The sequence below is a fragment of the Pseudomonas sp. ZS1P83 genome, assembly GCF_054897825.1.
The window spans coordinates 5,831,341-5,844,141 of record NZ_CM142706.1; the positions used below are offsets into that span (position 1 = coordinate 5,831,341).

Genomic DNA, 12,801 nt, shown 5'->3' on the forward strand with positions numbered 1-12,801 from the left:
TCGCAGTGCTGAACTGCACGAGTTATGTAAGTCGGAGGTTTTTTCGTATGACCAATTCTTTGCAACCTGCATATGCGCTGGTCCCGGGTGCAAACCTGGAGGCCTATGTGCACACGGTGAACAGCATTCCATTGCTGACGCCGGAGCAGGAGCGTGAACTGGCCGAGAGTCTCTATTATGAGCAGGATTTGGGGGCGGCTCGGCAGATGGTGCTCGCCCACCTGCGTTTTGTTGTACATATCGCCCGTAGCTATTCCGGCTACGGTCTGGCTCAGGCTGACCTGATCCAGGAAGGCAACGTCGGCCTGATGAAGGCCGTGAAGCGCTTCAACCCGGAAATGGGTGTACGCCTGGTGTCCTTTGCCGTGCACTGGATCAAGGCGGAAATCCACGAGTTCATTCTGCGCAACTGGCGCATTGTGAAAGTCGCGACCACCAAGGCTCAACGCAAGCTGTTTTTCAACCTGCGCAGCCAGAAGAAACGTCTGGCGTGGCTTAACAACGAGGAAGTCCACCGTGTGGCGGAAAGCCTCGGTGTAGAGCCTCGGGAAGTACGCGAGATGGAAAGTCGTCTGACCGGCCATGACATGGCCTTCGACCCGGCCGCGGAAGCGGACGATGACAGCGCTTTCCAATCGCCGGCCAACTATCTGGAAGACCACCGGTACGACCCGGCCCGTCAGCTGGAAGATGCTGACTGGAGCGAAAACTCGAACCATAACCTGCACGAAGCGCTTGAAGTGCTGGACGACCGCAGCCGTGACATCCTCTACCAGCGCTGGCTGGCAGAAGAAAAAGCCACGCTGCACGACCTGGCGCAAAAGTACAACGTGTCGGCCGAGCGTATTCGTCAGCTCGAGAAGAGCGCGATGAACAAGCTCAAGGTATCGATTGCTGCATAAGCTGAGAACCGGCAATAAAAAACGCCCCGATCATTGATCGGGGCGTTTTTGTTTGTGCTCACTAGTGACACACCGCTCGCTCCTACAGGGGATTGCGTCGTCGCAGACCAGTCATTGGGTCCAAGGCGCCCGGCGTGAATCGTTGATCCCCACCAGATAACTGTCGCCACCCAACTGACTCATCTGTTGTCGAATCCATCCCGCTCGCCGTGCGACATAGTTGGTTGGATGACCGGCACTCCAAACCCGCGGGTTAGGCAGCACCGCAGCCAACAAACTGGCCTGCTGCCGGGACAACGAACGAGCGCCGACGCCAAAGTGATGCCTGGCCGCTGCTTCGGCGCCAAATACACCGTCATCCCACTCAACGCTGTTGAGGTACACCTCGAGAATTCGCTGCTTGGGCCAGAGCACTTCGATCAGCCCGGTAAACCAGGCTTCCAGACCTTTGCGTAACCAGCTGCGGCCGGACCACAGAAACAGATTCTTCGAGACCTGCTGACTCAGGGTGCTGGCGCCGCGAATCGATCCGCCGAGCTCGTTGTGGGCCAGTGCGGCCTGGATCGCGCCAAAGTCAAAACCCCAATGCTCCGGGAATTTCTGGTCTTCGCCGGCAATCACCGCGACTTTCAGGTCATCGGAGATTTCATCCCAGGGTTTCCAGGTGCGTTGCAGGTCGATGGGTTCGCCGTCGAACCAGGATTCGACCTTGCGCTCGACCATCAAGGCCGTTCCAGGTGGCGGTACCACACGAAAAATCAGAACCAGCAATACGCTGCCACCCGCGAACCAGAGCAGGGCCTTCGTGAATCGTCGCAAAAATAAACGCAGCATAGAGATGGCTTGGCCGAACCCGTTGAGCGGGCCATTATACAGACCCTGTTGATCGAGTCTGACTGGAGTTCTTCATGTTGCGTGGCTTTCTGATGCTGGCCGCTTTTTTCGGCTTCACCGGTGTTGCCCTTGGCGCGTTCGCCGCCCACGGCCTGAAAAACCGTCTGACGCCCGAATACCTGGCGATTTTCCACACCGGCGTGACCTACCAATTGGTGCACACCTTGGCCTTGCTGGGCGTGGCACTGTTGGCCACGCAGATTCCCGGTCGCCTGATCACGTGGGCGGGTGCATCGTTTGTCATCGGCATACTGCTGTTCTCCGGCAGTCTGTACCTGTTGACCATGACCGGCGTCAGTCAGTTAGGGATCATCACCCCCTTCGGCGGGTTGGCTTTTCTGGTGGGCTGGTTCTGCCTGGGGCTTGCCGCTTGGCGGTTGAGCTGACCGAGCAGTCCATTTCATGACGAATGGCTTGGGTCACCAAGACTGATCGGGCTAGAATGCCAGCCCCTAAAAATGATGGCGGCATTCGGTATGCGCATTCAGTTGAACGGCGAATCCCTTGAACTGCCCGACGGCGAAACCGTTGCGGCCCTGCTGACCCGTCTGGATCTGACCGGGCGCCGGGTGGCGGTCGAACTCAATCTGGATATCGTCCCGCGCAGCCAGCATGCCGACACCACGCTGAACGACGGCGACAATGTCGAAGTGGTACACGCCATCGGCGGCGGCTAGTCGCCCGGCCCGCAAGGGCACAGAATTCTGCAAGAACCTCACCCCAACAGAGGATTTCCCATGAGCATCGTTCGTAGCGACAAGCCCTTCGTCCTGGCCGGTCGTACTTACCAGTCGCGTTTGCTGGTAGGTACCGGCAAGTACCGCGACATGGAAGAAACCCGCCTGGCCATCGAAGCCTCGGGTGCCGAGATCGTCACCTTCGCCGTGCGCCGCACCAACCTCGGCCAGAACCCGGGCGAACCGAACCTGCTCGAAGTCCTGTCGCCGGATCGCTACACCTTCCTGCCTAACACCGCCGGTTGCTTCGACGCTACCGAGGCTGTGCGCACCTGTCGCTTGGCCCGTGAGCTGCTCGGCGGCCACAACCTGGTGAAGCTGGAAGTGCTGGCGGACCAGAAAACCCTGTTCCCCAACGTGATCGAAACCCTTAAAGCCGCCGAAGTGCTGGTCAAGGAAGGTTTCGACGTGATGGTTTACACCAGCGATGACCCGATCATCGCCCGTCAACTGGCGGAAATCGGCTGCATCGCGGTCATGCCGCTGGCCGGTCTGATCGGTACAGGCCTTGGGATCTGCAACCCGTACAACCTGCAGATCATCCTCGAAGAAGCCAAGATTCCGGTGCTGGTGGACGCCGGTGTCGGTACCGCTTCCGACGCCACCATCGCCATGGAACTGGGTTGCGAAGCGGTGCTGATGAACTCTGCCATCGCCCATGCCCAGCAGCCGATCATGATGGCTGAAGCCATGAAACACGCCATCGTTGCGGGCCGCCTGGCCTACCTCGCCGGCCGCATGCCGAAAAAACTCTATGCCAGCGCCTCCTCGCCGCTGGATGGTCTGATCAAGTAAGAGCCATTGATGACTGAATCAAACGACACGCCTATCCAGCCGGAAGAAGGCGAAGAGCGCCAACACCGCCGCATCAAGAGTTTCGTGATGCGCGCCGGACGCATGACCGAAGGCCAGCAAAAAGGCCTGGAGCAGGGCACGCCGCTGTTCGTCCTGCCGCTGGCCGATGCGCCAGTGGACTTCGACCGGGTGTTCGGCCGCTCGGCGCCGCGTTCCCTGGAAATCGGCTTCGGCATGGGCCATTCGCTGCTGGAAATGGCCGCGGCCTCGCCGGAACAGGATTTTATCGGCGTGGAAGTGCACCGTCCGGGTGTGGGTGCGCTGCTCAATGGCGTGCTGACTCAGGGCCTGACCAACCTGCGGGTCTACGATTGCGATGCGATCGAAGTGCTCAACCGCTGCGTGGCCGACAACAGCCTTGATCGCCTGATGCTGTTTTTCCCGGATCCATGGCACAAGAGCCGTCACCACAAGCGTCGTATCGTTCAGGCGTCGTTCGCTGAACTGGTGCGCAGCAAGTTGAAGGTCGGCGGTGTGCTGCACATGGCCACCGACTGGGAACCGTACGCCGAGTACATGCTGGAAGTGATGAACGTTGCGCCGGGTTACCGCAACCTGGCCGAAGACGGCAAATGCGTCCCGCGCCCGGCCGAGCGCCCGATCACCAAGTTCGAACGCCGCGGCGAACGACTTGGGCATGGCGTGTGGGACCTGAAGTTCGAAAAACAGTCCTGAACGACGTGAAACCTGTGGGAGCGAGGCTTGCCCGCGAAGGGGACGCCGCGGTGTAACAGGTACACCGCGTGATCTTTTTTCGCGGGCAAGCCTCGCTCCTACGGGATTTGTGTTGTGGCTGAAATCAGCGGCGGTCGGCGACTACGCCTATCAACACCAGCACCACCAACAAAACCGGCGCCAGGCTGTAGTTGTTGAACTGGCTCAGGCCTTTGATGATCCACGGCGTGGCGTAGATCAGCGCCACGCCGCTGCCGACCATGCACAGCAGGGCCATTAGCGGGACGCGCAAGGCGCCGGCGATGCTGCCCAGGCGTTGATCGACCCAACCTTTGATATCGGCGCCAAACAACACCAGCAGGCAGCCCACCAGTGCCAGAGCGATTTCCGACAGGTTGCTACGGCTCCAGCGGGACGCGGTGGCGAGCAGGTCGAGTATCAAATCCATTCGTTTTCCCTTAAGGCTGAAATCAGCTCAGAAATGTCTGCAGCAAGTCATTGAGAAAGAGTTGTCCGCGCTCGGTGGCCGCCAGACGTGACGGTTCGACCTGCAACAAGCCACTTTGTTCGGCGCCCCGGCGGCCTTCGGCGAGGCTTTCCAGGTTCAGTCCGGTGCGCTCAGGGTACAACCGCGATTCAACACCTGCCGTCAGGCGCAAGGCGTTCATCAGGAACTCGAACGGCAGCTCTTCATTGGTCAGGGCTTTCTCCCCGGCCTTGAAGCTTTTGGCCGGGTTGAGGTAGTCCTTCGGCAGACGGGTCTTCCAGGTACGGACGATGCGTCCGTCCGGATGACTGAGCTTGCCGTGGGCGCCGGCACCGATGCCGATGAAGTCGCCGAAACTCCAGTAATTGAGGTTATGCCGCGCCGCACGATCGGGCTGCGCATAAGCCGAGACTTCGTATTGCGCGTAACCGTGCTCGGCCAACAACGCCTGACCGGCTTCCTGAATGTCCCATAGCGTGTCGTCTTCCGGCAGCGTCGGCGGCTGGTTCCAGAACACCGTGTTCGGTTCCAGGGTCAGCTGATACCAAGACAAGTGGGTCGGCTTCAGGGCGATGGCCTGGCGCAGGTCGCTCAGGGCGTCGTCCAGGGACTGATCGGGTAAACCGTGCATCAGGTCCAGATTGAAGTTGTCGAACCCGGCCTGACGGGCCATGCCGGCGGCACGTACCGCTTCGTCACCGTTGTGAATCCGCCCCAGGGCCTTGAGTTTCTCTTCCTGAAAGCTCTGGATGCCGATCGACAGGCGATTGATGCCCAGCGCTCGGTAGGCGACGAACTTCTCTTGCTCGAACGTTCCCGGATTGGCTTCTAGAGTGATCTCGATGTCGCTGGCAAACGGGATGCGTTGCTCGACGCCTTTGAGCAAGCGGCCCAACGCTTCGGCGCTGAACAGGCTCGGCGTGCCGCCTCCAAAGAAGATCGAACTCAGCTCACGGCCATAGACTGCATGCAGGTCCTGATCGAGGTCGGCGAGCAGCGCGTCCACATAGTCTTCTTCTGGCAGCACCGGGCTTGCGGTGTGGGAGTTGAAGTCACAGTAAGGACATTTGCGCACACACCACGGGATGTGGATGTACAGCGCCAAGGGCGGCAGCGTTGGCAGCGCGGTCCGAGGCGATTGTGCGTCGCCGCCGAAGATCAGCGGCGATGCGGAGGAGTCGTGGATCATTTCAGGCCCAGACGCTGGCGCAGCAGATCCATTGCACGGGCGCGGTGGCTGATGAGGTTCTTGTCGCTGGGGCTCAACTCGGCACTCGAGCAATCGCGCTCCGGCACCCAGAACAGCGGATCGTAACCAAAACCGTGCTCACCGCTGGCCGCCGGCAAGATACGCCCGTGCCACAGGCCTTCGCAGAGGATCGGCAATGGATCGTCGGCATGACGCACCAGCGCCAGCACACAGACGAACTGCGCGCCGCGCTCGTCTTGCGGCACGTCTTTCAACACAGCGAGCAGTTTGGCGTTGTTCGCCGCATCGCCCTGGCCGTCGGCGTAACGGGCCGAGTAGATACCCGGCGCACCGCCGAGGAAATCCACGGCCAACCCGGAATCATCGGCCAGCGCCGGCAGGCCGGAGATGCGCGCGGCATTGCGGGCCTTGAGGATGGCGTTCTCGACGAACGACAAGCCGGTTTCTTCAGGCTCGACGCTGCTGAACTCGCCGATCGAGCGCAGTTGCACCGATTCGCCGAGCATGGCCTGAAGTTCCTTGAGTTTGCCGGCGTTATGGCTGGCCAGTACGAGTTGCGTGAAATTCATCATTCGCCGGGGAAAAGCTCTTGGTTGAAATTGATGGTGTTGGTTTTGTCACCGTTCTGCACCTTGATCTCGAAAGTGCGAACTTCCTGCTGATCTACCGGGAACTGGGCGATGTAGTAGATCGCGCCTTGTTCGGTGATCTGTTTGAACTTCAACGGTACGGTCTGGCTGGTCAGGTCTTTGACCGAGCCGCTCACTTGCGCCACCAGCGGCTTGCCTTCCTTGATCACGGAAACGTTGATCACGCCCTGGTTTTTGCTGCGAACCAGTTCCGCCGATTTGGCAATGTCCGGTGTCAGGAAGGTGGAGTTGAAGGTGTTGTAGTGCACCGTCACGTCGCCAAAGGTTTCCTGGCGCTCACCTTTGATGGCGTCGGCGGCCATGGCGGTGACGCTCAGGCAGGCAGTAAGTACAAACAGCGCTAGACGACCCATAATCGTTCTCCTCGTAGTGTCGTGACTCAGACCGCGACCTTGTGGTCTTGCAGCCCGGGGCTGCTGACGCGGTAAATACCGATTTCACCTAATAGATTAGGCCATAGCTTACTGGCCCACCCGTGGCGGTGCTGTTGATCCACGGCAAGCCGATCAATGACCTTCGCTTCACGTTTGCGACACAACGCTTCAAAGTCTTCGAAGGTGCAAAAGTGGATGTTCGGTGTGTTGTACCAGGTGTACGGCAGAAAATCGGACACCGGCATCCGGCCCTTGCTCGCCAGGTACCAGCGGCAGCGCCAGTGACCGAAGTTGGGGAAGGTGATGATGCACTGGCGACCGACCCGCAGCATTTCGTCGAGGATCTTGTCCGGGTAGTGCACGGCTTGCAGTGCCTGGGTCATGACCACAACGTCGAAGCTGTTGCTAGCAAAGTTGCCCAAGCCCTTGTCCAGGTCCTGCTCGATGACGTTGATGCCCTTGGCCACACACTCGGCAATGTTGTCCGGGTCGTTTTCCAGGCCATAGCCGGTGACTTGCTTGTTATCACGCAGCCAGGTCAGCAATTCGCCGTCGCCGCAACCGAGGTCGAGCACGCGGCTGCCGGCGGGGATCCATTCCTGGATGATTTCCAGATCGGCTCTCATGGCTTTCTCCCCAAGTGCTTTTTACCCAAGTGATAGGGGCTCATATAAGCGAAATCCGGTTCATGTAGTTGCTGAACGCCTGCAGGTAGCGCGGGATCGGAATCAGGAAGGCGTCGTGGCCTTGCGGAGCGTCGATCTCCAGGTAGCAGACGTCTTTCTTGGCCGCCATTAGCGCGTCCACCAGTTCCCGCGAGCGGGCAGGGGAGAAGCGCCAGTCGGTGGTGAAGGACATCACGCAGAACTTGGCCTGGGCATTGGCGAAGGTTTTCGCCAGGTCATCGTCGAAGTTCGCCGCCGGATCGAAGTAGTCCAGCGCCTTGGTCATCAGCAGGTACGTGTTGGCGTCGAAACGACCGGAGAACTCTTCGCCCTGATAACGCAGGTAGCTTTCGACCTGAAATTCGACGCTGTGGAAGTCGTAGTTGAGCTTTTCACTCTTCAGGCCGCGACCGAATTTCTCACCCATCGAGTCGTCGGACAGGTACGTGATGTGCCCGACCATCCGCGCCAGCATCAAACCGCGCTTGGGGATCACGCCCGCTTCCAGGAACGAACCGCCGTGGAATTCGGGGTCGGTGAGGATCGCCTGGCGCGCCACTTCGTTGAAGGCAATGTTCTGCGCCGACAGCTTGGGTGCCGAGGCGATGGCCAGGCAGTGCCGAATGCGATCAGGGTAAGTGATGCTCCACTGCATGGCCTGCATACCACCGAGACTGCCGCCAATCACGGCGGCCCATTGGCGGATGCCGAGCTGATCAGCCAGGCGCGCCTGGCTGTGAACCCAATCTTCTACGGTCAGTACCGGGAAGTCGGCGCCAAACGGCTTGCCGGTTTCCGGATTGACGCTGCTCGGGCCGGTGGAGCCATTGCAACCACCGAGGTTGTTCAGGCTGACCACAAAGAACTTGTGGGTGTCGATCGGCTTGCCGGGGCCGATGCAGCTGTCCCACCAACCGGGTTTGCGGTCGTCGGGGCTGTGGAAACCGGCAGCGTGGTGGTGCCCGGACAAGGCGTGGCAGATCAGCACGGCGTTGCTCGCCGTGGCGTTCAGCGTGCCGTAGGTTTCATAGATCAGGTCATAAGCTGGGAGCGAACGGCCGCAGGCCAAGGCCAGGGGTTCGCTGAAGTGCGCCACTTGCGGCGTCACCAGACCAACAGAATCGGGGGGAAAGGCAGCTGGCATCGACCCTGCTCTCGTTGAAATGAGGCGTAAGTCTAAAGACCGCTGCCTTTAGCAGCAAGCGACTACCCATGATCGTTCCCACGCTCTGCGTGGTAATGCCTCAATGGACGCTCTGCGTCCGCTTCGGCAGGGACGCGGAGCGTCCCGGGCTGCATTCCTTTGCTGCGCGTGGGAACGATCATGCGCCAAGGGTCAGATCAGTAGACGGAGGATTTCCGGCATCATCGTCATGGCGGCGAGGTTGTTGATCACCAGCATGTCGATCAGCTTGAGCACCATGAACGCCAGGATTGGCGAGATATCCAGGCCACCAAGGTTCGGCACGATCTTGCGGAACGGCGCCAGGGCCGGTTCGCAGATCTGGTTCACCAGCTCGGCGCCAGGGTTATGGCTGCCCGGTGCGACCCACGACAGGATCACGCTGATGATCAGGGCAAAGAAGAAAATCTTGAGGAACAGCGCGGTCACGCCGATCAGCGACCAGATCAGCAATTGCAGCGGGTTGCCGATGGTGCCGTAAGTCAGCAGCAGGGTCAGGGCCATCAGCGCCAGTTGCACGAGGATCGCCAGCACCAGCGAGGACATGTCCAGGCCGAACATGCTCGGGATAATCCGGCGCAGTGGCTTGAGCAGCGGCTGAGTGGCTTTTACAGCGAACTGGCAGAGCGGGTTGTAGAAGTTTGCGCGTACCAGTTGCAGCACAAAGCGCAGCAGCACGATCAGCAGGTACAGGCTGCCGAGGGTTTGCAGCACGTAGACCGCTGCAGTGTTCAATCCAATCATGTAAGGCTCCTTATTGACCCAATTGTTCGGCCATCTCGGCCGAGCGGTGCGCAGCGGCGCCGAGTGCTTTTTCTACCAGGGCTTCGAAGCCGCCGGCCTGGAACGACTTGATCGCCGCTTCGGTCGTGCCCGCAGGCGACGTCACGCGGCGACGCAGTTCAGCCGCGTCGACATCACTGGCTACCGCCATGTGAGCAGCGCCCAAAGCGGTTTGCAGGGTCAGTTGTGCAGCGGTTTCCGGCGGCAGACCAAGTTTCACGCCGGCGGCGGTCATGGCTTCGATCAGCAGGAAGAAGTACGCCGGGCCCGAGCCGGAAACGGCGGTGACCGCGTCTAGTTGCTGCTCTTCACCCAGCCACAGAGCAATGCCGACGGCCGACAGCAGCTCTTCGGCTTGTTGGCGTTGTTCGGCGTTCACTTCGGCGGTGGCGAACAAACCGCTCACGCCCTGACGCAGCAGCGCCGGAGTGTTCGGCATGCAACGCACGATTGGTTGGGCGCCGAGCCAGTTGTTCATGCTGGCGCAGGTGATGCCGGCAGCAATCGAGACCACCAGTTGATTCGGCTTGAGGCTTGGGCGAATCGCTTCGCAGACGGCTTTCATCGCTTGGGGTTTTACCGCCAGTACGATGACTTCGGCGCCCTGGATGGCTTCGGCGTTGTCGGCGAATACTTCAACGCCGTGTTCAGCGTTCACTTTGGCGCGGGTTTCAGCGCCCGGATCACTGGCGCGGATCTGCGCGGCGTCCAGACCTTTGGCGCGCAGGCCACCGATCAGGCTGGCGGCCATGTTGCCGGCACCGATAAAGGCAATACGAGTCTTGCTCATGTCAGGTCCTTATAAAGAGAGGAGTCAGCCACGTTATGGCTGGCCATGCATTTGTTGAGAGCCGCGAGCACCAAACAGGGCCGTGCCGATGCGGACCCAAGTGGCGCCCATGGCGATGGCCGACTCGAGGTCGTGGCTCATGCCCATGGAAAGTGTGTCGAGGGGCAGGTTCAGGCTGGCTTGCAGGCGCTGCACGGCAGCAAAAGCGGCATCCTGGGCGGCGCGATCTTCAGTCGGCTCGGGGATTGCCATCAAGCCGCGCAGCTTGATGCGTGGCAGTTCGCTGATGGCATTGGCCAGGGCTGGCAGGTCGGCCGGGGTGCAGCCGGACTTGCTGGCTTCACCGCTGACGTTGACCTGGATACAGATGTTCAGTGGCGGCAAATCGGCAGGACGTTGTTCGGACAGGCGTTGTGCGATTTTCAAACGATCCACGGAATGCACCCAGGCGAAATGCTCGGCGATAGCGCGAGTCTTGTTCGATTGAATGGGGCCGATGAAGTGCCAGATCAAGGGCAGGTCGGCCAATTCGAGCTGTTTGCTCAGGGCTTCCTGCAGGTAGTTCTCGCCAAAGTCGCGGATGCCGGCGGCATACGCTTCACGCAGGGCCTCGGCCGGCTTGGTCTTGCTCACGGCCAGCAGCTGGACGCTGTCTTCGTCGCGCTTTGCGGCGACGGTAGCAGCATGGATGCGTGAACTAACGTGAGCGATGTTGTCTGCTATCGTGGACATTCAATGTGCGCCAGCGGGTCTGAGGTTCGCGGCATTCTACTGGAATTGAGGAGCGCTATGGATATCACTGAGCTGCTGGCCTTCAGCGCTAAACAAGGCGCGTCCGACCTGCACCTGTCCGCCGGCCTGCCGCCGATGATCCGCGTCGATGGCGATGTGCGGCGCATCAATTTGCCGGCCCTGGACCACAAGCAGGTTCAGGCGCTGATCTACGACATCATGAATGACACTCAGCGGGTGGACTTCGAAAAGCACCTGGAAACCGACTTCTCCTTTGAAGTACCCGGCGTGGCACGCTTTCGGGTTAACGCGTTCAACCAGAATCGTGGTGCCGGCGCGGTGTTCCGGACCATTCCGTCCAAGGTCCTGAGCTTGGATGACCTCGGTATGGGGGAAGTGTTTCGCAAGATTACCGAGGCGCCGCGGGGGCTGGTGCTGGTGACCGGTCCGACCGGTTCCGGCAAGTCCACCACCCTGGCGGCGATGATCGATCACCTGAACACCCATCGCCATCAGCACATTCTCACTATCGAAGACCCGATCGAGTTCGTCCACGAGTCGCGCAAATGCTTGATCAATCAGCGTGAAGTCCATCGTGATACGCGCAGTTTCGCCACGGCTCTACGCTCGGCCCTGCGGGAGGACCCGGACGTGATTCTGGTCGGTGAGATGCGCGATCTCGAGACCATTCGCCTGGCGTTGACCGCCGCCGAAACCGGTCACCTGGTGTTTGGCACGCTGCACACGACATCGGCGGCAAAAACCATCGACCGGGTGGTGGACGTGTTTCCGGGGGACGAGAAGTCGATGGTCCGTTCGATGCTTTCCGAGTCATTACTGGCGGTGGTGTCGCAGACGCTGGTCAAGAAGATCGGCGGCGGGCGGATCGCAGCGCACGAAATCATGCTCGGCACGTCAGCGATCCGTAACCTGATCCGCGAAGACAAGGTGGCGCAGATGTACTCATCGATTCAGACCGGGGGAAATCTGGGAATGCAGACGCTGGATATGTGCTTGAAGGAGCTGGTGACCAAGGGGTTGATCAGCCGCGAGCAAGCGCGGGAGAAGGCGCGTTCGCCGGATAATTTTTGATCGATCCAGAAACGCCTTCGCGGGCAAGTCGGATCGCCGCACCGCTCGCTCCTACAGAATTTACGCGATCCCTGTAGGAGCGAGGCTTGCCCGCGAAGAGGCCGTCATGATCAAAGCAAATCCCGGGTCAGACCCAGGATATAAAATCAGCGCTGAACAACCTGTAAGGTGTTCTTCTCTTTCGGCATAACCCGCTTGGCAACCACGTAGTGGCTTTCCCAGTAGGGTTTCTTCAGAGTGTCGATGCTTACCGACTTGCCACGGCGTGGTGCGTGGATGAAGCGGTCGTTGCCCAGGTAGATGGCAACGTGATCGACCCGACGGCTCTTGATGTTGAAGAAAATCAGGTCGCCAGGCTTCAGGTCCTTGCGATCGACTTTCTCCCCATGACCGCTGGCCATGGCGTTGGAGGTGCGCGGCAGGTCAAACGTAGCGTCGTTGAACGCGTATTTCACCAGGCCACTGCAGTCGAACCCTTTGCTTGGGCTGCTGCCACCCCAACGGTACGGAGTACCGAGGACGTTCACTGCGCGGCTCAGCACGTTACTGCTTTCCTTGGTCGCCATCGGCGGTACCAGGCTGCTTTTGCTGCTCAGTTGGGGAGAGCGTTTTACGGACTGTTTGTTTTTGCTCGAAGGAGCAGAAACATGGGATTTTTGGGTGTAACCATTAACGTCAGGAAGACGTTGCTCACGATTGGTGGCGTGGGCGGCCAGTGGCATCAAAAGGCAAATGGTTAGCCATGTCTTGAAAAATGGACGCATTAGGCAGG

General features: G+C 60.0%; 17 protein-coding genes. 6 read left to right on the forward strand and 11 right to left on the reverse strand.

All coding sequences use genetic code 11. The features are described 5' to 3' along the window. The first annotated feature begins 47 nt into the window (after positions 1–47). On the forward strand, positions 48–902 hold the full coding sequence (gene rpoH / locus ACYZT0_RS27345; RefSeq protein ID WP_462043810.1) for an RNA polymerase sigma factor RpoH: 855 nt from the start codon (positions 48–50) through the stop codon (positions 900–902). Positions 903–1,013: 111 nt separating this feature from the next. On the opposite strand, the gene mtgA is transcribed toward rpoH, so the two are convergent. Continuing rightward, a complete protein-coding gene (mtgA, locus tag ACYZT0_RS27350) occupies positions 1,014–1,736 on the reverse strand; it encodes a monofunctional biosynthetic peptidoglycan transglycosylase (RefSeq protein ID WP_462043811.1) in 723 nt (240 codons plus the stop codon). A 74-nt stretch (positions 1,737–1,810) separates the two neighbouring features. Between mtgA and ACYZT0_RS27355 the strand changes: the two genes are divergently transcribed. From ACYZT0_RS27355 to trmB, 4 genes are all read left to right on the forward strand, one after another. Further along, on the forward strand, positions 1,811–2,182 hold the full coding sequence (locus ACYZT0_RS27355) for a DUF423 domain-containing protein (protein WP_462043812.1): 372 nt from the start codon (positions 1,811–1,813) through the stop codon (positions 2,180–2,182). Between the two features lie 90 nt (positions 2,183–2,272). Next, positions 2,273–2,473, forward strand: a complete 201-nt coding sequence (gene thiS / locus ACYZT0_RS27360; protein WP_167394879.1) for a sulfur carrier protein ThiS — start codon at positions 2,273–2,275, stop codon at positions 2,471–2,473. Between the two features lie 60 nt (positions 2,474–2,533). Then, entirely contained in the window at positions 2,534–3,328 is a 795-nt protein-coding gene (locus tag ACYZT0_RS27365; protein WP_007897902.1) for a thiazole synthase, read from the forward strand. A 9-nt stretch (positions 3,329–3,337) separates the two neighbouring features. After that, positions 3,338–4,063, forward strand: coding sequence for a tRNA (guanosine(46)-N7)-methyltransferase TrmB (trmB, locus tag ACYZT0_RS27370; RefSeq protein ID WP_462043813.1), 726 nt, complete (start codon positions 3,338–3,340; stop codon positions 4,061–4,063). Between the two features lie 124 nt (positions 4,064–4,187). On the opposite strand, the gene ACYZT0_RS27375 is transcribed toward trmB, so the two are convergent. The 9 genes from ACYZT0_RS27375 to ACYZT0_RS27415 form a co-directional block, all read right to left on the reverse strand. Further along, positions 4,188–4,511 carry a DUF3392 domain-containing protein gene (locus ACYZT0_RS27375; protein WP_090178584.1) on the reverse strand — a complete coding sequence of 108 codons (324 nt, stop codon included), beginning with the start codon at positions 4,509–4,511 and terminating at the stop codon, positions 4,188–4,190. Between the two features lie 22 nt (positions 4,512–4,533). Further along, complete coding sequence (gene hemW, locus ACYZT0_RS27380; protein WP_462043814.1) at positions 4,534–5,739, reverse strand: radical SAM family heme chaperone HemW; 1,206 nt, start codon at positions 5,737–5,739, stop codon at positions 4,534–4,536. Continuing rightward, positions 5,736–6,332 carry an RdgB/HAM1 family non-canonical purine NTP pyrophosphatase gene (rdgB, locus tag ACYZT0_RS27385; protein ID WP_462043815.1) on the reverse strand — a complete coding sequence of 199 codons (597 nt, stop codon included), beginning with the start codon at positions 6,330–6,332 and terminating at the stop codon, positions 5,736–5,738. The genes hemW and rdgB overlap by 4 nt, the downstream gene beginning before the upstream one ends. Further along, positions 6,329–6,763, reverse strand: a complete 435-nt coding sequence (locus ACYZT0_RS27390; RefSeq protein ID WP_462043816.1) for a DUF4426 domain-containing protein — start codon at positions 6,761–6,763, stop codon at positions 6,329–6,331. Before ACYZT0_RS27390 ends, rdgB begins: the two co-directional genes overlap by 4 nt. A 26-nt stretch (positions 6,764–6,789) precedes the next feature. Beyond that, positions 6,790–7,410 (reverse strand): methionine biosynthesis protein MetW, encoded by a 621-nt coding sequence (gene metW / locus ACYZT0_RS27395; RefSeq protein WP_462043817.1) that lies wholly within the window; start codon positions 7,408–7,410, stop codon positions 6,790–6,792. Positions 7,411–7,450: 40 nt separating this feature from the next. Next, the gene (metX, locus tag ACYZT0_RS27400; protein WP_462043818.1) at positions 7,451–8,593 is read right to left on the reverse strand and encodes a homoserine O-succinyltransferase MetX; all 1,143 of its coding nucleotides are present in this window, start codon (positions 8,591–8,593) and stop codon (positions 7,451–7,453) included. A 192-nt stretch (positions 8,594–8,785) separates the two neighbouring features. Continuing rightward, the gene (locus tag ACYZT0_RS27405; protein WP_461966892.1) at positions 8,786–9,376 is read right to left on the reverse strand and encodes a YggT family protein; all 591 of its coding nucleotides are present in this window, start codon (positions 9,374–9,376) and stop codon (positions 8,786–8,788) included. A gap of 10 nt (positions 9,377–9,386) precedes the next feature. After that, complete coding sequence (gene proC / locus ACYZT0_RS27410) at positions 9,387–10,205, reverse strand: pyrroline-5-carboxylate reductase (RefSeq protein WP_462043819.1); 819 nt, start codon at positions 10,203–10,205, stop codon at positions 9,387–9,389. 33 nt (positions 10,206–10,238) lie between these two features. Then, positions 10,239–10,937 carry a YggS family pyridoxal phosphate-dependent enzyme gene (locus ACYZT0_RS27415; RefSeq protein WP_462043820.1) on the reverse strand — a complete coding sequence of 233 codons (699 nt, stop codon included), beginning with the start codon at positions 10,935–10,937 and terminating at the stop codon, positions 10,239–10,241. A 57-nt stretch (positions 10,938–10,994) separates the two neighbouring features. On the opposite strand from ACYZT0_RS27415, the gene ACYZT0_RS27420 reads away from it, so the two are divergent. After that, positions 10,995–12,029 (forward strand): type IV pilus twitching motility protein PilT, encoded by a 1,035-nt coding sequence (locus ACYZT0_RS27420; protein WP_462043821.1) that lies wholly within the window; start codon positions 10,995–10,997, stop codon positions 12,027–12,029. Between the two features lie 146 nt (positions 12,030–12,175). Here ACYZT0_RS27420 and ACYZT0_RS27425 read toward each other — a convergent pair whose 3' ends face one another. After that, a complete protein-coding gene (locus ACYZT0_RS27425) occupies positions 12,176–12,793 on the reverse strand; it encodes a C40 family peptidase (protein ID WP_462043822.1) in 618 nt (205 codons plus the stop codon). Positions 12,794–12,801 lie beyond the last annotated feature (8 nt).